This window comes from Actinomadura sp. NPDC048032 (assembly GCF_040653175.1).
Taxonomy (GTDB): Bacteria; Actinomycetota; Actinomycetes; order Streptosporangiales; family Streptosporangiaceae; genus Spirillospora; species Spirillospora verrucosospora.
Map to the genome: position 1 here is coordinate 1 of NZ_JBEZJP010000014.1, position 18,717 is coordinate 18,717.

Below are 18,717 nucleotides of genomic sequence, written 5' to 3' on the forward strand. Positions count from 1 at the left end.
CCCCACCGGATCGTGTCCAGGAGGCGGTCACGAACGTCGTCCGGCACGCGGGCACCGACCGCTGCCGGGTGACGATCGGCTACGGCGACGGCGAGCTGGCCGTCGAGATCGAGGACGACGGGGCCGGCGGCGTGGTCGGCACCGGGTACGGCCTCGTCGGGATGCGGGAGCGCGTCGCCCTGCTGCGCGGCGAGTTCGCCGCGGGCCCGCGGCCCGGCGGGGGGTTCCGGGTGGCGGCGCGGATCCCGGCGCCGGCGGCCGCATGACGATCCGCGTCCTGCTGGCCGACGACCAGCCGCTGATCCGCGCCGGGCTGCGCGTCCTGATCGCCGACACCCCCGACCTGGAGATCGCGGGCGAGGCCGGGACGGGCGCCGAGGCGGTCCGCCTCGCGGCGGACCTGGCCCCGGACGTGGTCGTGATGGACATCCGCATGCCCGACATGGACGGCATCGAGGCCACCCGCCGGATCCGCGGCGCGGGGCCCGGCACCGCCCGCGTGCTGATGCTGACGACCTTCGACGACGACGACTACGTCTACGGCTCGCTCCGGGCGGGCGCCAGCGGCTTCCTCGTCAAGGACATGGCGCTGGAGGAGATCCTCGCGGCGATCCGCGTCGTCGCGGCCGGGGACGCCCTGATCGCGCCGAGCGTCACCCGCCGGCTGATCGAGGAGTTCGCGGCGCGTCCGCGACCGGCCGCGGGACGCCCCCGGCACGTGGAGGGCGTCACCGAGCGAGAGCGGGAGGTGCTGACCCTGGTCGGGCGCGGCCTGTCCAACCAGGAGATCGCCGCGGAGCTGGTGATCAGCGTGGCCACCGCGAAGGCGCACGTCGCGCGGCTGCTCGCCAAGCTCGCCGCCCGCGACCGCGTCCAGCTCGTCATCATCGCCTACGAGTCCGGCCTCGTCGCGCCCCCTACGGGCGGTAGTACTACCTGACGTGGTCAGCGCGGTGGCCGTCGGATAATCTGGGACGCGTGAAGGGTCTGGGAGAGCTTGAACGCACGGTCATGGAGGTCCTGTGGGCGCGGCAGGAAGCCGGGCACCAGGCGGCCACCGCGCGCGACGTGAGCCGTGCCCTCGCCGACGACCGGGACCTCGCGCACACCACGGTCATGACCGTCCTCGACAGGCTCGCGAAGAAGGGCTTCCTGGAACGCGAGCGCGACGGCCGCGCCTGGCGCTACCACCCGGTGGCGAGCCGCGAGATGTACGTCACCGAGCTGATGCTCGGGGCCCTGAACGAGACCGGTGACCGCGACGCGGCGCTCGCGCACTTCGTCCGCTCCGTGTCGCGGGACGAGATCGACGTGATCCGCCAGACCCTCGCGGGCCTCACCGGTAAGGAACCTCCGGCATGACCGGCACCGCCCTGCTCGCATTGATCTCACTGGGGACCGTCGGCGGGGCGCACCTGCTGTCCCGGGCCCGGTGGACGTGGCGCACGCCCCGGATCGGGATCGCGCTCTGGCAGGCCCTCGGGCTGTGCTGGGGCGTCGCCACGATCGGCGCCCTGCTCGGGCTCGCCCTCCTGCCGTACCGCAAGGGCGTCCTCGGCGGGCTGCCCGGCCTGTACGACGACCAGGCGGCCCGGCTCAACCCGGCGCAGGTGGCGGCCCTGCTCGCCGCGATCAGCCTGACCGGCGTGCTGCTGGTCATGCTGATGTTCGCGGTGCTGCGGGTCGTGCGGGCCCGGAGGCGGCACCGGGCCCTGCTCGCGCTGGTGTCGCGCCGCGACTCCTCGGTGCCCGGCACCCTCGTCCTCGACCACCCCGGCGCCGCGGCGTACTGCGTGCCGGGCGTCCGCTCGTCCAAGGTCGTCGTCAGCGCCGGGACGCTGGAGCTGCTCGACCGCGGCGAGCTGGCCGCGGTCCTCGCGCACGAGCGCGCGCACGCCCGCGAGCGCCACGACCTGGTGCTGCTGCCGTTCGCGTCGCTGCGCCAGGTCTTCCCGCAGTTCCGGCTGGTCGGGCGGTGCCTGGACGCGGTGGAGCTGCTGATCGAGATGGCCGCCGACGACCGCGCCCGGCACGGCCGGCCGCCGCGCGAGCTGGCGACCGCGCTGCTGCGCTTCGCGGCCGCCCGCCCGGCCGCCGCGCCGTCCGGCACGCTCGGCGTCGCCTCCCACAGCGACATCCCGGTGATGGCGCGGGTGAACCGGCTGCTGGAGCCGGAGCCGCTGCCCCGCCGGACCCGCCTCGCCGCGTCGGTCGCCGTCCCGGTCATCGCCGTCCTCCCGCTGCTGCTCCTGGTCCTGCCGCACTAGTCTTTTCGCAGTCCCGGCCCACTTCGCTCGCCTGCCGCTAGTCGGCCAGGACCGTGCCGTAGAGGCGGGCGACGCGCAGGCGGATGACCAGCCGCCGGTCCTTCACCATCTGCTCCAGGAACGCCCGCTCGTCCGCCGGGTCGTCGAAGCCCGGCGTCATCGCGAGCAGCTCGCGCCCGGTCGCGTCCCCGGGCTCCTCGCTGACGGCGGACAGCTCCGCGGCGCCCTCGGCGACCGCGAACGACAGGTGGCCGGGGCCGGAGGCGTGCAGGGCGGCGCGCGGGTCGCGCCGGAGCTGCTTCACCTTCGCCCGATCGGCCGTCGTGGAGATCCGCACGACGCGCTCGTCCGGGTCCCACGTGTAGACGACCGTGGACACGTGGGGGTGGCCGCTCTTCCTGTTCGTGGCGAGGACGCCGAACTGCTGCTCGCCGAGGAGGCGGGACAGCTCGTCCTCGCCGACGGGCTTGGGGCCGGGTCCCTGGCCGGGGCCGTACTCGGTCATCGTGATCTCCTTCAGGTGGTGGTGGGGTCAGACGGTGGTGGGGACCGACTCGACGGGCGCGGCGGCGGCCGCCGGCGCCGGGCGGCGGAGGACGAGCAGCGACACCGCGAGCGCGGCGACCAGCAGGCCGGCCGAGACGGTGAACGCCAGGTGGTAGCCGCCGGTGAGGGCGGCGGCGGTGTCCCGCCCGTCCGCCCGCAGGGACGCGACGCGGGACGCCGCGAGCGTGGTCATGACCGCGACGCCGAGCGCCATCCCGACCTGCTGGACGGTGTTGAACAGGCCGGACGCCAGGCCCGCGTCCTCGGGACGGGCGCTGGACATGCCGAGCCCGGTCAGGGACGGCAGCACGAGCCCGCCGCCGGCGATCAGCACGAAGACCGGGAGCAGGTCGGTGACGTAGTCGGCGTCCACCGGGACGGTCGTGAGCCAGGCCATCGCGCCGATGAGCAGGACGAGCCCGGCGACCAGCACGAAGCGCTCGCCGAAGCGGTTGGAGAGCCGGGCGGAGGCCAGCAGCGACACCGCGCCGATCGAGACGGCGGCGGGGAGCATCGCGAGGCCGGTGCCGAGCGCGCTGTAGCCGAGGACCTGCTGCATGTAGAGGGCGACGATCACCTGGAACGAGAACATCGCCGACAGGGTCAGCAGCTGGACGACGTAGGCGCCGGACACGTTGCGGGAGCGCAGGATCCGCAGCGGCATCAGCGGGGTCGCGGCGCGGGACTGGCGGACGGCGAACCCGGCGAGCAGCAGCAGCGACACGGCGCCGAGGCCGAGCGTGTGCGCCGAGAGCCAGCCGAACCGCTCGACCTTGACGACCGTGTAGATGCCGAGCATCAGCCCGGACGTGACGAGCGCCGCGCCCGCGACGTCGGCGCCGGCGGCCAGGCCGGCGCCCCGGTCGCGGGGGAGCGCGGGGAGGGCGAGCAGCATCACGGCGAGGCCGATCGGCAGGTTGATCAGGAAGATCCAGTGCCAGCTCAGCGCGTCGGTGAGCACGCCGCCGAGCACCTGCCCGATGGAGGCGCCGGCCGCGCCGGTGAAGCTGAACACCCCGATCGCCTTCGTCCGTTCGCGGGGGTCGGCGAACAGCGTCACGAGGATGCCGAGCACGACGGCGGAGGCGAGGGCGCTGCCGACGCCCTGCAGGAACCGAGCGGCGATCAGCAGGCCGGACGAGGTGGCGGCGCCCGCCAGCACCGACGCCGCGGTGAAGACGGCGTTCCCGGCGAGGAACAGCGTGCGGCGGCCGACGAGGTCGCCGAGCCGTCCGGCGAGGAGCAGCAGGCCGCCGAGGGGGATCAGGTAGGCGTTCATGATCCAGCTGAGCCCGGCGGGCGAGAAGCCGAGGTCGTCCTGGATGGCGGGGGCGGCGACCGTGACGATGCTGCCGTCGAGGATGGTCATCAGCATCGTGGCCGACAGCACGCCGAGCGCCGCCCATCGGGAGCGGAGCGGGGAGAGCGAGAGGGAGGGCATTGGTCATCTCCTGTCGGGAGGTACAGGAGAGACCGTAGCAGATGGTTTTGTTACAGACGATCTGGGACGGGCTTATTTCTGGCGCTCGCGGGCCCGCCGGGCCGGCGCCGACGCCTCCGGCGGGGTGGCCAGATGCCCGGTGACCAGGGTGTTCAGTGCGCGGACGAGAGCCTCGCGCTGGTCGTCCGGCAGCGAGCCGAGGGCCGCCGCGTGGACGCCGTCCACGATCTCCTGGCTGCGGGCGGCGACCCGCGCGCCCTCCTCGGTGACGGCGATGATCCGGGCCCGCCGGTCCCGGGACGAGGGGCGCCGCTCGGCGAGCCCGGCCTTCTCCAGCGCGTCCACGGTCACGACCATGGTGGTCTTGTCCATGTCGCCGATCTCGGCGAGCTGGATCTGGGTGCGCTCCTCCTCCAGCGCGTGCACCAGGACGCAGTGCATGCGCGGCGTCAGCCCGATCTCCGCGAGCGCCGCGGTCATGCGGCCGCGCAGCACGTGGCTGGTGTGGTCGAGCAGGAAGGACAGGTCCGTCTGCGTGCGGGCGGGGGCCATCGAGGTCATGCGCCCAGCCTACCCAAGATGGTTCCGTTCTAGATTATCTGGCAGCCCGCGCATCCGGTGGAGTAGCATCGAGGGGTGAAGCGCACCGCATGTCTCGGCTGGTGGCCGTCCTAGGACGGCCACAACGACGCATGCGATCGGGCCGTCCGCTGGGCGGCCCTTTCTCCTCCTCGGCGAACCGGGACCGGACCGGCGGACGGCCGGACCCGACGAGGAGGACCCCATGGACACCACCCCTGAAGCCCGCAGCCGCGAGCTGGAAGAACGCATCGCGGTCGACCCCGGAGCCTTCCGGATCCTGACCGGCGACCGCCCCACCGGCCCGCTGCACCTCGGGCACTACTTCGGCACCCTGGCCAACCGGGTGCGGCTCCAGCGCGCGGGCGTGGAGCTGTTCGTGCTCGTGGCCGACTACCAGGTGCTCACCGACCGGGACGTCGCCGACCACCTGTCGGAGTACGTCGAGGGCCTGGTCGCCGACTACCTCGCGGCCGGGATCGACCCGGCCCAGGCGACGATCTTCCGGCACAGCTCCGTCCCCGCGCTGAACCAGCTCATGCTGCCGTTCCTGTCGCTGGTGTCGATCGCGGAGCTGAGCCGCAACCCCACGGTGAAGGACGAGATCGCGACGTCCCGGCAGGCGGCCGTCAGCGGGCTGATGTTCACCTACCCCGTCCACCAGGCCGCCGACATCCTGTTCTGCAAGGCCAACCTGGTGCCCGTCGGCCGGGACCAGCTCCCGCACCAGGAGATCACCCGGACCGTCGCGCGCCGCTTCAACGAGCGCTACGGGCCCGTCTTCCCGGTGCCGGACGCCCTGCTGTCGTCCGCGCCGCTCCTGCTCGGAACCGACGGCCGCAAGATGAGCAAGAGCCGCGGCAACGCCGTCGCGCTCTCCGCCACCGAGGACGAGACGGCACGGCTGATCAGGCGGGCCGTGACCGACGCCGACCGGACCATCGCCTACGCGCCTGAGACCCGCCCGGAGGTCTCCGGGCTGGTGCTGCTCGCCGCGCTCTGCCAGGACCGCGACCCGCACGCCGTCGCCGCCGAGATCGGCGACGGCGGCTCGGCGGCGCTGAAGAAGGTCGTGACCGACTCGGTGAACGAGTTCCTGCGCCCGATCCGCGCCCGCCGCGCCGAGCTGGCCGCCGACCGCGCGTACCTGCGCCAGGTCCTTGCGGAGGGAGACGAGCGCGCCAACGCGATCGCGGACCGCACGCTGGCGGAGGTCAGGGAGGCGATGGCGTCGTGAGGAGCGGGGCGCCCTAGCGGGGGGCGAGGCCGTTGAGGACGGTCGCGACGAGGTCGTCCACGACGTCCGGCGACACGCGGTGCGCGAGGCCCTGGCCCTGGAACAGCACCGACAGCACCGGCTCGTGGCACGCGCCGACGATCAGCGAGGCCGCCGCCTCGACCCGGGCCTGCGGGGCGAGGCGGCCGAGGTCGCGCTCGCCGCGCAGGTAGGCGGCGAGCCGGTCCCGCCAGGTGTCGCCCCCGCCGCTCAGCGCCGCGAACCGGGCGAGGACGGCCGGGTGCCCGACCAGCCCGGCCAGCGCGGGCAGCATCCCGTCGTGCAGGGCGAGACCGTACGCCACGTACGCGCGCAGGTTCTCCTCGACCGTGCCGGCGCCGGGCTCGGGCAGGGGGCCGAGCGGCCGCGCGACCGACTCGGCGTGCGCCCGCAGCGCGTGCGCGAGCAGCTCCTCCTTGTCGGCGAAGTGGTTGTAGAGGACGCCGTCGGCGACGCCGGCCTCCCGCGCGATCGCCCGGACGGTCAGGCCCGCCGTCCCGCGCTCGGCGATCATCCGCTCGGCCGTGGCGATCAGGTGGTCGCGCAGGGTGCGGTCGCCGGCGCCCAGCGCCGCCGCTCTTCGAGGTGACATCACCCCGCATCGTAATGAGCGGCCCCGGACCCGTGCGCGGCGAGTCCGGGCGGGGGCCGCCGCCCGGTGGCGCGCCTCATCGCCGTGCCGTGACCAGCCACGCGGTGGCGCGCAGGCGGACGGCGCCGTCGCGCTCGAAGGAGCGCATCGCCTCGACGAGGGCGACGCGCACCTCCTCGCCCGCGCCGTAGTTGTGGCGGATCGGCCCCCACCCGGCGAAGAACTCCCCGGCGTCGCGGGCGTCCCGTCCCCAGACCTGTTCGGCCTCGACCCTGCGGCTGGACACGTCGTGGAAACCGGCGCCGCCGAGAACCGCCTCGATGCGGTCGGGGTCGGAGAGCGACAGCGGGCCGCCGTGCCCGACGGGCGGACGGTCCAGGGGCGGGAGCGCGGCCGCGAGGGCCGCCATGTCGCTCTCGGCGGGGGGCGTCATGCACAGGAACGCCAGCCGGCCGCCCTCGCGCAGGGCCCGCCGGACGTTGCCGAACGCGGCGACCGGGTCGGTGAAGAACATGATCCCGAACCGGCTGAGGGCGACGTCGAAGCCGGCCGCGGGGAACGGGTGCACCTGCGCGTCGCCCCGCTCGAAGGCCACGTTCGCGACGCCCTCCCTCCCGGCGAGGGAGCGGGCGCGGGCGAGCATCGGCCGGGACAGGTCGACGCCCGTCGCGCTGCCGAGGGACGCCCGCCTCGCCGCGAGCCGGGTGATCTGCCCGTTCCCGCAGCCGATGTCGAGGACCCGGTCGCGCGGCCCGATCCGCGCCGCCTCCAGCAGGGCGTCGTTGAACCCGCAGTTCATGGCGTCGTACCGGTCGTGGTTCTCGGCCCAGTGCTCGCCCTCGTACCCGTTCCACGCCTCCGCCTGGTGGGTGTTGACGATCTCCGTCATCCTGTCTCCTTCATGTGAACACTTGTTCATGAACGTGTGTTCATAATGGAGGCGGACGGCGGCCCGGTCAAGGCCGCCGGTTCCCAGACGTAGAACGGAATTCTTCGTTCCGCTAGGATGGCGGGCATGGAGACGGCACGGGAGCCCATGAGCGGGCGGAAGGCGCAGGCCGCCCGCAACGACGAGCTGATCAAGGAGGCGGCGCGGGCGGTGTTCACCGCCGACCCCGGCGCGCCGATCTCGGCGGTGGCCGAGCACGCCGGGGTGGGGATCAGCGCGCTGTACCGGCGCTACAAGAGCAAGGAGGACCTGCTCCAGAAGCTGGCCGACGAGGGCATGGACCGCTACCTCGCCGAGGTGGAGGCGGCCCTGGACGACGACGGCGACGCGTGGGAGGCGTTCGCCGCGTTCATGCGCCGCTGCCTGGACATCGGAGCGGGCTCGCTCACCATGCGGCTGGCGGGCGGCTTCGAGGTCACCGAGGACATGAGCCGCAAGGGCCGGGAGATCCACGTCGCGACGCGGCGGCTGCTGGAGCGCACCCGGGAAGCGGGCGCGCTGCGCCCCGGGATCGAGGTCGGCGACGTCTCGGTGATCCTCGAACACCTGCACGGCATCCGGATCGGGGACGACGAGCGGATGAACCGGCTGCGGCACCGCTACCTGGCGCTGTTCCTGGACGCCCTGAACCTCGCGGACCGGCCGGAACCGCCCGGTCCCGCGCCGAGCTGGCAGGAGCTGGTCACCCGTTATGACGACTGAGCTGGGACGACGCGCGCTCAACCGCGCACTGCTGGCCCGCCAGCTCCTGCTGGAGCGGCACGCCATGCCCGCGCTGGAGGCGATCGAGCATCTGGTCGGCCTGCAGGCGCAGGCCCCGAACCCGCCCCACATCGGGCTGTGGACGCGGCTCGCGGACTACGCGCTCGACGAGGCCGGGGAGCTGATCGCCGACCGCCGGGCGCTGCGGATGGTCCTGATGCGCGGGACGCTGCACCTGGTCAGCGCCCGCGACGCCCGCGCTCTGCGGCCGATCACCCAGGTCATCCTCGACAACTATCTGAAGGCGCGGGCGGCCGAACTGGGGCACCTCGACCTGGAGGCCGTCACGGCGTGGGCGCGGGCCCTGCTGGAGGAGGAGCCGCGCTCCGACAAGGATTTGCGCGCGCTACTGGCCGAACGGTGGCCGGACGAGGACCCGGCGCTGTTGGCGTGGGCCGTCCGCTGCCGGCTGCCGCTCGTGCAGGTCCCGCCGCGGGGGATCTGGGGCTCGTCCGGGACCGCCCGGCACACGACGCTGGAGAACTGGCTCGGGCCCGCGGCGCCCGACCCGTCCCTGGACGACCTCGTGCGGCGCTACCTGGGGGCGTTCGGGCCCGCGAGCGTCCAGGACGTCCAGCAGTGGGCCGGGCTCACGCGCCTCGGCGAGGTCGTCGAGCGGCTCGGGCCGGAGCTGGTGACCTTCCGCGACGAGGACGGCAGGACGCTGTACGACCTGCCGGACGCGCCGCGCCCCGGTCCCGGCGCGGAGGCGCCGGTCCGGTTCGTCCCCGACTTCGACAACCTGCTGCTGTCCCACGCCGACCGGGCGCGGATCATCTCCGAGGAGCACCGCAGGCGCGTCTTCACCGTCAACGGCATCATCCGGGCGACGTTCCTCGTGGACGGCTTCGTCCACGGCATGTGGAAGATCGAGAAGGGGCGCGGCGAGGCGGTCCTGCGGATCGAGCCGTTCGCCCCCGTCCCGGCGCCGGAGCGCGCCGCGCTGGAGGAGGAGGGCATGCGCCTGCTCGCCGCCGCGCACCCCAAGGCGAAGTCGCACGGCGTGGAGTTCGTCTAGCCCTCGCGGGCGCACGGCGCCTCGCGGTTCGGGTCGAGGGATCCCAGGAGGGCGTGCAGGATCTCGCGGTAGGCCAGCATCTGCTCGCGGGTGAGCGGGTCGAACAGGTGGCGCCTGACCTCGGCGACGTGGCCCGGCGCCGCCTTCGCGAGGACGGCGAAGCCCTCGTCGGTGAGGTGGGCGATCGTGGTGCGCCGGTCGGCGGCGGGCTTGCACCGGCTCACCCAGCCGGCCTCCTCCAGCCGGTTCACCGCGTGCGACAGGCGGCTCGGGGACGAGTGGACGATCTCGGCGAGCTCGGTCATCGTCAGCGCGCGGCCGGGCGCCTCCGACAGCATCGCCAGGATCATGTAGTAGGCGTGCGGCAGGCCCGAGTCGCGCTGGAGCTGGCGGTCGAGCGCCTCGCCGAGCAGCCGGGACGTCCACAGGAAGGCGCGCCAGGTCTCCTGCTCGTCGTCGTCGAGCCAGCGCGGCTCGGCCGTCGTCCCGCCGGTCGCCTCGCCGGTGGTCTCGCCGGTCATCGTCTCGTCGGTCGTCGTCCCGTCGCCGGTCATCGTCTCGGCCATGCCTCCACTCTACCCGGCATTTGAACCCTCAAGACTTGAAAGTTCAATGATGTCGAGTATGGTTGAACTCTCAAGTAAGGGGAGGGTGGACATGACCAGGATGCCGGTGCTCTATCTCAGCCACGGCGCGCCTCCGCTGGCCGACGACGACCGGTGGACCGCCGAGCTGGCCCGCTGGTCGGCGGAACTGCCGAGGCCGGAGGCGATCCTCATGGTGTCGGCGCACTGGGAGGAGGCGCCGCTGAGCATCGGCGCGACCCGGCCGGTGCCGCTCGTGTACGACTTCTGGGGCTTCCCCCAGCGCTACTACGACGTCCGGTACGACGCGCCCGGCGCGCCGGCCCTCGCCGACGACGTGCGCAAGCTGATCCCCGGCGTCCACCAGGACGAGCAGCGGGGGCTGGACCACGGCGCGTACGTCCCGCTCGTGGAGATGTACCCGGACGCCGACGTCCCCGTGCTGCAGATGTCGATGCCCACCCTGGAGCCCGAGCGGCTCTTCGAGATCGGGCGGAGCCTCGCGCCGCTGCGCGACCAGGGCGTCCTCATCGTCGGGAGCGGTTTCACCACGCACAACCTGCGGGAGATGCGCCCGGACCCGGACGCGGCGCCGCCCGCCTGGTCGGCGGAGTTCGACGAGTGGACGGACCGGGCCGTGCGGGGCGGCGACGTCGACTCCCTGCTCGACTTCCGCGCCAAGGCCCCGGCGGCGCGCATCGCGCACCCCCGGACGGAGCACTTCGCGCCCCTGTTCGTGGCGCTCGGCGCCGACGCCGACGCCGCCTCGGGACGGCGGTCGGTCATCGACGGCTACTGGCTCGGACTGGCCAAGCGCTCGTTCCAGTTCGGCTGACCGGGAGGTCAGTCGGTCCGGACGGGCACGTCCATCCGCGCGAAACCGGTGCGCCAGGACGCGACCCGCGGCTTCCAGCCGAGGCTCAGCGCCCTGGCGTTGGACGCCGGACGGCCCGTCGCCGCCGCGTGCTTGCCGGCGCTGCCCGGGCTGGGCGCGCCGAGCGCCGCGCTGTAGACCGGCAGCCAGTCCGCCGTGGTCGCCGGCTCGTCGTCGACGATGTTGACGGGCCCGGCCGGCCACTCCAGGGCGGCGAGCGCCGCCGACGCCGCGTCGTCGACGTGCACGAACGACGTCCAGGACGGCGCCTCGCGCAGGCCGCCCGCCCGCACCCGCTCGGCGATCGCGCCGTCGGGGGCGTACCAGGTGCCGGGGCCGTAGAGCGCCCCGTACCGCAGGACGACGCCGTGCGGCATCTCCGAGACGGCCTGCTCCAGCGCCGCGATGCCCGCGTAGGGCGGCAGGTGCGAGTCGAGCGGGTCGGTCTCGACGGCGGGCGCGTCGCCCGGCACGTACAGCCAGGCGATGCTCTGCGCGACCATGGTCCGCACGCCGGCGGCCTTCGCCGCGTCGACCAGGTTGCGGGTGCCCACGATCCGCAGGTGCGAGTTGGCCTGGAAGTCCTCGGCGCTGAGGTCGGTGAGCTGGTGGACCACGGCGTCGGGGCGCTCGGCCTCCATGACCTCGCGCACCGCGGCGGCGTCGAGCACGTCCAGCACGACCGGCGCGGCCCCGAGGTCGCGGACCATGCCGGTGCGTTCGGTTCGGCGTGTCGTCCCTGCGACCTCGTGGCCCGCCTGGACGAGCAGCGGGATCAGCCGGCGGCCGACTACTCCGGTCGCTCCGGCGAGGAGAATCTTCAAGGGGGTACCTCCGCGACTTTCACGCCATCGTGCATCGTCTGCTGTGGGGTCTGCCAGCACTGGTCACGCCCGGCGTTCCGCATGGACACCCCCCTGCGTCCGGCCGGACGAAGTCGGACGGGCCACACCGCCCCCCGGCGGCTCGTCCGCCATGAGCGTACCGCCGGGAAGCGCCCGAACGCGTTTCGCGTGCGCCGCGGGCGAGAATTCTTGTTCTCTGACGGGATTCGGCACTGCGAAGGATCGGCGGCACATGAAGATCACTCTTGTCCACGGCGACATCACCGAGCAGAGGGTCGGCGCGGTCGTGAACGCGGCGAACTCGTCGCTGCTGGGCGGGAGCGGGGTGGACGGCGCGATCCACCGCAGGGGCGGTCCGGAGATCCTGGAGGAGTGCCGCCGGCTCCGCTCGTCGCACTACGGCGGCGGCCTGCCGACCGGCCAGGCGGTGGCCACGACGGCGGGCCTGCTGCCCGCCGCGTGGGTGATCCACACCGTCGGCCCCGTGTACTCCTCCTCCGAGGACCGCTCCCACCAGCTCGCCTCCTGCTACCGCGAGTCCCTCCGCGTCGCCGACGAGCTGGGCGTCGACTCGATCGCCTTCCCCGCCGTGTCGGCCGGCATCTACGGCTGGCCCATGGACGACGCCGCCCGCATCGCGGTCGGCACCGTCCGGGGCACCCCGACCCAGGTGATGGACGCCCGCTTCGTCCTGTTCACCGAGGCCGCCTACGACGCCTTCGAGCGTGTCGTGGGAGCGCTCTAGCGCTCCCCGGGGGAACGCTCAGCCCTCGTCGTCGCCCTTCGGCGGCGGCACCACCAGGACCGGGCGGTGGGCATGGTGCAGCACGCGGGTGGACACGCTGCCCAGGATCACCGACCGGGCCCCCGCCAGACCGCGGGAGCCGGTGACGACGAGGGAGGCGTTCAGCTCCTCCGCCACGTCCACGATCGCGGCCCACACCGGCCCGCCGCCGCGCTCGGCGCGCACCGCCACGTCGGTCAGCCCCGCCTTGGCGGCGATGTCGGCGCCCTGCTGGGCGAGCCGCTCCGCCTGCTTCTCCTCCTCGTACTGCTCGCCCTCGTCGATCCTGCCCGCCACGGGCACCGCGGCGGCCAGCGGCGCCCAGGAGATCTGGGTCAGCAGCGGCTCCCACACGGTCATGATCACGGTCGGGCCGGGGCGCAGGTGCCGCGCGACGTACTCCACGGCCGCCCGCGCGTCGTCAGAACCGTCGTATGCGATGAGAACTGTCATACGATCAACTTCTCCACCGCCGCGCGCCGCGAACGCGAACGCGGAGGTCAGTGGCGAATCTCTCAGGCGCGGGACCCGCTCAGCCGCGCGCCGGGGCGCGGCCGGCGCCGGGCGGGCCCGCGAAGGCCTGCGCCACGTCCAGCCAGCGGTCGGCGTCGGGGCCGGTCGCGGTGAGGTCCAGGTCGGCGCGGTGGCGGCGCTGGGTCACCGCGTGGCAGAAGTCGAGGGCGGGGCCGGTGACCGACTGGCGGGCGTCCGGCGGGCCCCAGGTCCACTCGTCGCCGTCCGGTCCTCGCAGGACGACGCGGAACTCCTCGGCCGGGGGCTCCAGGCCCCGGGTGCGGAACGCGAAGTCGCGGGTGCGGACGCCGATGTGCGCGACGTGCCGGAGGCGGGACGTGGGCGCGCGGCGCTCGCCGAGCGCGTCGGCGACGTCCTCGCCGTGCGCCCAGGTCTCCATGAGCCGCGCGGTCGCCATGGACGCGGCGCTCATCGGGGGGCCGAACCAGGGCAGGCGCGTTCCCGGCGGGACGGCGGCCAGCGCCTCCACCATCCGGGTGCGGCTCTCCCGCCAGCGGGCGAGCAGGCGGGCGGGCTCCTCCCGGGCGCCCTCCCGCGCGCCGGCCTCGACGTAGCCGCCGGGGTCGGCCATGGCCTCCTCGACGATCCCCGCGAACGCGGCGGCGTCGGTGGCCGCGACGACGGCCTGCGCGTCCGTCCAGGCCAGGTGCGCGATCTGGTGCGCGATCGTCCAGCCCTCGGCCGGGGTCGGGTCGGCCCAGCGGCCGGCGGCCAGCGGCGCGACCAGGGCGTCGACGGAGTCGCCCTCGGCGGCGAGGTCGGCGAGCAGGAGCGTCAGGTCCGGCATCCCGCCATGATCCCGTGCCGGGGGCGGCCGGTACAGGGCCGGACGGAATCCCGTTCAGCCGAGGAGCTCGCGCGCGGCGGCGTAGTCGGCCTTCCCGTTCGGCAGCCGCAGCCCGCGGTCGGTCCGCACGAACGCCTTCGGGATCTTGTAGCGGGCGAGATGGACGGCGCAGCCCGCGCGCAGCTCCCGGTCGGACGGGGCGCCGGACGGGCCGACCACCGCGACGATCTCCGTCCCCCAGCGCTCGCTCGGGCGGCCGACCACCAGCGCGTCGGTGACGCCGGGCAGCCCGCGCAGGACGGTCTCGACCTCCTCCGCGAACACCTTCTCGCCGCCGGTGTTGATCGTGGTGGCCTCGCGCCCGTGCACCTCGACGGCGCCGTCGGCGAGGAGCCGGGCCCGGTCGCCCGCGACGACGAGGCGCTCGCCGTCCACGGTGAGGAAGGTCGACGCGGTCTTCACCGGGTCGCCGAGGTAGCCGAGCGGGATCGCGTCGCCGCCCTTGGCCAGCCAGCCGAGCTCGTCCTCGCCGGGGGCGAGCCGCCGGGACCGGTCCGCGCTGAGCACGGCCGTGCCCGGCGCCGCGCGGAACGTCCGCGCCGCCGGGCCGTGCCGGGTGACCTGGAAGCCGCTCTCGGAGGAGCCGAGGACGTCCACGAGCCGGGCGTGAGGGAGGAGTTCGAGGAGCCGCGCCTTCACCCCCGGGCTGACGCCCGCCGCGGAGTTGATCAGCGTCCGCAGGGAGCCGAGGTCGTGCGGGCGCGCCTCCAGGGCCGCCACGATCGGACGGGCGAACGCGTCCCCGACCAGCGGCATCCGGGTGGCGCGCTCGCGCTCGGCGGTGGCCATCAGGTCGGCGGCGTCCAGGCCGTCCACCCGGTCGGGGAACACCACGCAGCCGCCGCCGCACCAGCCGCCGAGCGCCGACCACGTGCCCCCGCCGTGCATGAGCGGCGGCCCGACCAGCACGCGGACGTCGCTGCGGACGGCCCGCTCGACCGCCTCGCCGAGGTCGGTGAGGGGCGTGCCGTCGCGGCGCCGCAGGCCGAGCGGCCCGGTCATCAGGTCGCCGATCCGCCACAGCACGCCCTTCGGCAGCCCCGTCGTGCCGCCGGTGTAGAGGATGTGGAGATCGTCCGGGCTCGGCCGGACGGGGAGGGGTTCGCGGGACGCCTCGGCGAGCGCGTCCTCGTAGTCGAGCGCGCCGGGAAGGAGGGCGGCCCCCGAGCCGTCCGCCACCTGGAGCAGGAGCGGGCCGGTGCCGAGCCTGCGGACGACCCGGCCGATCACGTCCGCGAACCGCGCGTGGTAGAGGACGGCGGCCGGCCGGGCGTCGGCGAACAGCTGGGCCAGCTCGTCGTCCACGTACCGGTAGTTGACGTTGAACGGCGCGACCCGTGCCTTGTGCGCGCCGACGAGGCCCTCCAGGTACTCGGGTCCGTTGTGCAGGTAGAGGGCGAGATGGTCGTGGGGCGACTCCCACGGCTCGTGCGCCGCGCCGCCGCCGTCCCGGGCGCGCACGCCGAGCCCGTGGGCGTGCAGGACGTTCGCCAGCCGCCGCGTCCGGTCGGCGACCTCGCGCCAGGTGGCCCGGCGCTCGCGCCACACCAGGCACTCGCGGTCGGGGATCGCGGCGGCGATGGCCTCGTGCAGGGTCGCCAGGTCGAGCATCGGCACTCCTCCGGGGGACGGGGCGTCGGCAGCACCGTAACCGATGACTTACCGAATCCGGTTCAGTGGGTGCGATCTCACGAAGTGAACTGATGTACGAGGCATAGGGCCGGACCGCCGACAATTACCCCGTGCCCCCTGTCCCGAGGCCGCGGGGGGAGGTGACCCGCGGCACCACCGCCCCCAACCGGCTGCGCCGGATCGACCGCTGGATCGCCGCCACCCAGACCTCCGCGCTGCGCTCGGGCGTGCGGCCGCTGGCCGTCGACCTCGGCTACGGCGCGTCCCCGGTCACCACCTTCGAGCTGTACTCGCGGCTCCGCCCGGTGTCGCCGCGCCTGGAGGTCGTCGGCATCGAGATCGAGCCGGCCCGGGTCGCCGCCGGGGTCGCCTTCGCGGCCGCGACCGGCCCCCACGAAGGCCTGTCCTTCCGGCGCGGCGGCTTCGAACTGCCGGTGCCGCGCCCGCCGGTGCTGGTGCGGGCGTTCAACGTCCTGCGGCAGTACGACGAGGCCGCGGCGTGGCGGGCATGGGACGACCTGCGGGCGCGCCTCGCCCCCTCCGGCGTCCTCGTCGAGGGGACGTGCGACGAGATCGGGCGCCGCGCCGTCTGGGTGACGCTCACCGCCGACGGCCCTCGGACCATCACCTTCGCGGCCCACGTGCGCTCGCTCGAACGGCCGTCCGCCCTGGCCGAACGGCTGCCCAAGACGCTGATCCACCGCAACGTCCCCGGCGAGCCCGTCCACGAGTTCCTGACCGCGTTCGACCGCTGCTGGGCGACCGCGGCGCCCCACTCGGCGTTCGGCCCCCGCGCGCGCTGGGTCGAGGCGGTGTCGCTGCTGGCGCGGACCCATCCCGTCTTGGCGCGGCCCCCGTACGGCGGCCGGAACCGGTGGCGCCTCGGCGAGGTCACGCTCCCCTGGAGCGCCGTCGCGCCCTCGCGGTGAGAACCCCTACTCGCGGTGAAGCTTGTGCGGGGCGGCCTGGACGCGGGGCTGGACGTCGATGCGGTCGATGTTGACGTGCGGCGGGCGGGTCACGGCCCAGGCGACGCAGTCCGCGACGTCGTCGGCGACCAGCGGCTCGGGGACGCCCTCGTACGGCTTGGCGGCCTTCTCCTCGTCCCCGCGGAAGCGGACCAGCGAGAACTCCTCGGTCTTCACCAGGCCCGGCGCGATCTCGGTGACCCGGACGGGCTCGGCGACCAGTTCCAGGCGCAGCACCTCGTTGACCGCGTAGGCGGCGTGCTTGGCCGCGTTGTACCCGCCGCCGCCCTCGTAGGCGACGTGCCCGGCCAGCGAGGTGATGTTCACGACGTGGCCCGCGCCGCTCTCGACCAGCTTCGGCAGGATCGCCTTGGTGACGCGGACGAGGCCGATGACGTTGCTCTCGTACATCGACCGCCAGTCGTCGAGGTCGGCGGTCGCGACGCTGTCCAGGCCGAGGGCCCCGCCGGCGTTGTTGACCAGGACGTGGCAGGCGCCGACGGCCGCCGCGAGCGCGTCCACCGACTCCTGCGAGGTGACGTCCAGGGTGAACGGCGCCACCTTCCCCGCGCCCGGCACGCTCTGCGCGATCTCCTCGGCGAGGGCGTCGAGGCGGTCGCGGCGCCGTGCGGCGAGCACGACGTTGAACCCCTCGGCCGCCAGGCGCCTCGCCGTGGCGGCCCCGATGCCGCTGCTTGCTCCGGTCACTATCGCCGTCTTGCGCATGCGTCCAGTCTTCCGGGTGGGTGAGCGTGGATCGGCAGAGTAAGCCCGGACGGCAGCCTATCCGCGCGTCGCCCCTGGGTGAGGTGCGTCACTGTGGCGGACGGTCGCGCTTGCCCCCCGAACCGAGGGAACACGAAACCCGGTCGGTAGGTTGCACTGTCGGAGGTGGTGTCGGGTGTCGCGTCGTATCAGCCGGGTTGCGACAGTCAGTGTGCATACGTCCCCTCTGGACCAACCGGGCACCGGCGACGCGGGCGGGCTGAACGTCTACGTGGTCGAGGTCGCCAAGCGGCTCGCCGCCAGGGGCGTCGAGGTGGACATCTTCACCCGCGCGACCTCGCGGGCCCTTCCGCCCGTCGTGGAGCTCGCGCCGGGCGTCGTCGTCCGCAACGTGGTCGCCGGGCCGTTCGAGGAGCTCGACAAGGCCGAGCTTCCCCGGCACCTGTGCGGGTTCACCTCCGGAGTGCTGCGCGCCGAGGCCGCCCACGAGCCCGGCCACTACGACCTCCTCCACACGCACTACTGGCTCTCCGGCCAGGCGGGCTGGGCGGCCAAGGAGCGGTGGGGCGTCCCGCTCGTCCACTCCATGCACACGATGGCCAAGGTCAAGAACGCGGCCCTCGCCGACGACGACCAGCCCGAGCCGGCCGAGCGCGTCCTCGGCGAGGAGCAGGTCGTGGCCTCGGCCGACCAGCTCGTCGCCAACACCGCCAAGGAGGCCGGGGAGCTCGTCGACCTCTACGGCGCCGACCCCTCCCGCGTCGCGACCGTCAGCCCCGGCGTCGACCTGTCGCTGTTCCGCCCCGAGTCGCCCCTCATCGCCCGCGGCACCGGCCTCCTGCCCCACCGGACCGGCCCCGCCCGCCGCCGCCTCGGCCTGCCCCGCGACGCCTACGTGCTGCTGTTCGTCGGCCGCATCCAGCCGCTGAAGGCGCCCGACGTGATGCTGCGCGCCGTCGCCCGCATGCTGGCCGACGACCCCGCGCTGCGCTCGCGTCTCGTCGTCGCCGTCGTCGGCGGCCCGAGCGGCTCCGGGCTGTGCCGCCCCGCGGGCCTGCAACTGCTCGCCGCCGAACTCGGCATCTCCGACGTCATGCGCTTCGAGCCGCCGGCCCCGCAGCGCGAGCTGGCCGACTGGTACCGCGCCGCGGACGTCACCGTCGTCCCGTCCCGCAGCGAGTCGTTCGGACTCGTCGCCGTCGAGTCCCAGGCCTGCGGGACCCCCGTGGTGGCGTCCCGCGTCGGCGGCCTGTGCACGGCGGTCGCCGACGGCGAGTCCGGCGTGCTGGTCTCCGGCCACGACCCCGCCGGCTACGCCGCCGTCCTGCGGCGCCTGCACGCCGAGCCCGGCCTGCACGCCCGCCTCGCCCGCGGCGCCGTCCGGCACGCCCACGACTTCGGCTGGGACGCCACCGTCGACCGCCTTCTCGACGTGTATACCGGTGCCATGCCGGCGCCGACCGCGGCCGCGCGGGCCACCGTTTAGCCGAGCC

22 protein-coding genes are annotated in these 18,717 nt (G+C 74.4%); 11 read left to right on the top strand and 11 right to left on the bottom strand.

All coding sequences use genetic code 11. The features are described from left to right. From AB0C69_RS03740 to AB0C69_RS03755, 4 genes are all read left to right on the top strand, one after another. Positions 1–266: ATP-binding protein (locus tag AB0C69_RS03740; protein ID WP_360349322.1), on the top strand; the 266-nt coding region annotated here is incomplete at its 5' end. Next, complete coding sequence (locus AB0C69_RS03745; RefSeq protein ID WP_345172948.1) at positions 263–940, top strand: response regulator transcription factor; 678 nt, start codon at positions 263–265, stop codon at positions 938–940. The genes AB0C69_RS03740 and AB0C69_RS03745, both read left to right, overlap by 4 nt. 38 nt (positions 941–978) lie before the next feature. Continuing rightward, complete coding sequence (locus tag AB0C69_RS03750) at positions 979–1,362, top strand: BlaI/MecI/CopY family transcriptional regulator (protein WP_345172950.1); 384 nt, start codon at positions 979–981, stop codon at positions 1,360–1,362. Continuing rightward, positions 1,359–2,267, top strand: a complete 909-nt coding sequence (locus AB0C69_RS03755) for a M56 family metallopeptidase (protein WP_345172952.1) — start codon at positions 1,359–1,361, stop codon at positions 2,265–2,267. The genes AB0C69_RS03750 and AB0C69_RS03755 overlap by 4 nt, the downstream gene beginning before the upstream one ends. A gap of 37 nt (positions 2,268–2,304) precedes the next feature. Here the strand turns inward: AB0C69_RS03755 and AB0C69_RS03760 are convergent, their stop codons facing one another. The 3 genes from AB0C69_RS03760 to AB0C69_RS03770 form a co-directional block, all read right to left on the bottom strand. Next, positions 2,305–2,772, bottom strand: coding sequence for a TIGR03618 family F420-dependent PPOX class oxidoreductase (locus AB0C69_RS03760; protein ID WP_345172955.1), 468 nt, complete (start codon positions 2,770–2,772; stop codon positions 2,305–2,307). Positions 2,773–2,799: 27 nt separating this feature from the next. Next, positions 2,800–4,254 (bottom strand): MFS transporter, encoded by a 1,455-nt coding sequence (locus AB0C69_RS03765; protein ID WP_360349327.1) that lies wholly within the window; start codon positions 4,252–4,254, stop codon positions 2,800–2,802. A gap of 72 nt (positions 4,255–4,326) precedes the next feature. Then, positions 4,327–4,815, bottom strand: coding sequence for a MarR family winged helix-turn-helix transcriptional regulator (locus AB0C69_RS03770; RefSeq protein WP_345172959.1), 489 nt, complete (start codon positions 4,813–4,815; stop codon positions 4,327–4,329). A 223-nt stretch (positions 4,816–5,038) separates the two neighbouring features. Here AB0C69_RS03770 and trpS point away from each other — a divergent pair, with 223 nt between their 5' ends. Next, on the top strand, positions 5,039–6,070 hold the full coding sequence (trpS, locus tag AB0C69_RS03775; protein WP_360349331.1) for a tryptophan--tRNA ligase: 1,032 nt from the start codon (positions 5,039–5,041) through the stop codon (positions 6,068–6,070). A 13-nt stretch (positions 6,071–6,083) separates the two neighbouring features. On the opposite strand, the gene AB0C69_RS03780 is transcribed toward trpS, so the two are convergent. Next, positions 6,084–6,701, bottom strand: coding sequence for a TetR family transcriptional regulator (locus AB0C69_RS03780; RefSeq protein WP_360349334.1), 618 nt, complete (start codon positions 6,699–6,701; stop codon positions 6,084–6,086). 76 nt (positions 6,702–6,777) lie between these two features. After that, on the bottom strand, positions 6,778–7,590 hold the full coding sequence (locus tag AB0C69_RS03785) for a methyltransferase domain-containing protein (protein ID WP_360349337.1): 813 nt from the start codon (positions 7,588–7,590) through the stop codon (positions 6,778–6,780). Positions 7,591–7,716: 126 nt separating this feature from the next. Between AB0C69_RS03785 and AB0C69_RS03790 the strand changes: the two genes are divergently transcribed. Next, a complete protein-coding gene (locus tag AB0C69_RS03790; RefSeq protein ID WP_345172970.1) occupies positions 7,717–8,352 on the top strand; it encodes a TetR/AcrR family transcriptional regulator in 636 nt (211 codons plus the stop codon). Next, positions 8,342–9,430: a winged helix DNA-binding domain-containing protein gene (locus tag AB0C69_RS03795; protein WP_360349341.1), complete on the top strand. Its 1,089-nt coding sequence runs from the start codon at positions 8,342–8,344 to the stop codon at positions 9,428–9,430. Before AB0C69_RS03790 ends, AB0C69_RS03795 begins: the two co-directional genes overlap by 11 nt. Here AB0C69_RS03795 and AB0C69_RS03800 read toward each other — a convergent pair. Next, positions 9,427–9,951: a MarR family transcriptional regulator gene (locus tag AB0C69_RS03800; protein ID WP_345173123.1), complete on the bottom strand. Its 525-nt coding sequence runs from the start codon at positions 9,949–9,951 to the stop codon at positions 9,427–9,429. The genes AB0C69_RS03795 and AB0C69_RS03800 overlap by 4 nt on opposite strands. Positions 9,952–10,087: 136 nt before the next feature. Between AB0C69_RS03800 and AB0C69_RS03805 the strand changes: the two genes are divergently transcribed. Then, a complete protein-coding gene (locus AB0C69_RS03805; RefSeq protein ID WP_360349344.1) occupies positions 10,088–10,849 on the top strand; it encodes a class III extradiol ring-cleavage dioxygenase in 762 nt (253 codons plus the stop codon). An 8-nt stretch (positions 10,850–10,857) separates the two neighbouring features. Here AB0C69_RS03805 and AB0C69_RS03810 read toward each other — a convergent pair whose 3' ends face one another. Continuing rightward, positions 10,858–11,712 (bottom strand): NAD(P)-dependent oxidoreductase, encoded by an 855-nt coding sequence (locus AB0C69_RS03810; protein WP_360349348.1) that lies wholly within the window; start codon positions 11,710–11,712, stop codon positions 10,858–10,860. A 253-nt stretch (positions 11,713–11,965) separates the two neighbouring features. On the opposite strand from AB0C69_RS03810, the gene AB0C69_RS03815 reads away from it, so the two are divergent. After that, on the top strand, positions 11,966–12,478 hold the full coding sequence (locus AB0C69_RS03815; RefSeq protein WP_360349351.1) for an O-acetyl-ADP-ribose deacetylase: 513 nt from the start codon (positions 11,966–11,968) through the stop codon (positions 12,476–12,478). 18 nt (positions 12,479–12,496) lie between these two features. On the opposite strand, the gene AB0C69_RS03820 is transcribed toward AB0C69_RS03815, so the two are convergent. The 3 genes from AB0C69_RS03820 to AB0C69_RS03830 all read right to left on the bottom strand — a co-directional run bounded on the left by AB0C69_RS03820 (position 12,497) and on the right by AB0C69_RS03830 (position 15,509). Further along, a complete protein-coding gene (locus tag AB0C69_RS03820; protein ID WP_345172980.1) occupies positions 12,497–12,970 on the bottom strand; it encodes a universal stress protein in 474 nt (157 codons plus the stop codon). Positions 12,971–13,049: 79 nt separating this feature from the next. Further along, positions 13,050–13,838: a TIGR03084 family metal-binding protein gene (locus AB0C69_RS03825; protein ID WP_360349355.1), complete on the bottom strand. Its 789-nt coding sequence runs from the start codon at positions 13,836–13,838 to the stop codon at positions 13,050–13,052. Positions 13,839–13,892: 54 nt separating this feature from the next. Further along, entirely contained in the window at positions 13,893–15,509 is a 1,617-nt protein-coding gene (locus AB0C69_RS03830; protein ID WP_360349358.1) for an AMP-binding protein, read from the bottom strand. A gap of 131 nt (positions 15,510–15,640) precedes the next feature. On the opposite strand from AB0C69_RS03830, the gene AB0C69_RS03835 reads away from it, so the two are divergent. Further along, positions 15,641–16,459: a class I SAM-dependent methyltransferase gene (locus tag AB0C69_RS03835; RefSeq protein ID WP_345172987.1), complete on the top strand. Its 819-nt coding sequence runs from the start codon at positions 15,641–15,643 to the stop codon at positions 16,457–16,459. A gap of 6 nt (positions 16,460–16,465) precedes the next feature. Here the strand turns inward: AB0C69_RS03835 and AB0C69_RS03840 are convergent, their stop codons facing one another. Then, positions 16,466–17,224 (bottom strand): SDR family NAD(P)-dependent oxidoreductase, encoded by a 759-nt coding sequence (locus tag AB0C69_RS03840; protein ID WP_360349362.1) that lies wholly within the window; start codon positions 17,222–17,224, stop codon positions 16,466–16,468. 175 nt (positions 17,225–17,399) lie between these two features. Here AB0C69_RS03840 and mshA point away from each other — a divergent pair, with 175 nt between their 5' ends. Continuing rightward, the gene (mshA, locus tag AB0C69_RS03845; RefSeq protein WP_360349365.1) at positions 17,400–18,710 is read left to right on the top strand and encodes a D-inositol-3-phosphate glycosyltransferase; all 1,311 of its coding nucleotides are present in this window, start codon (positions 17,400–17,402) and stop codon (positions 18,708–18,710) included. The last annotated feature ends 7 nt before the right edge of the window (positions 18,711–18,717 follow it).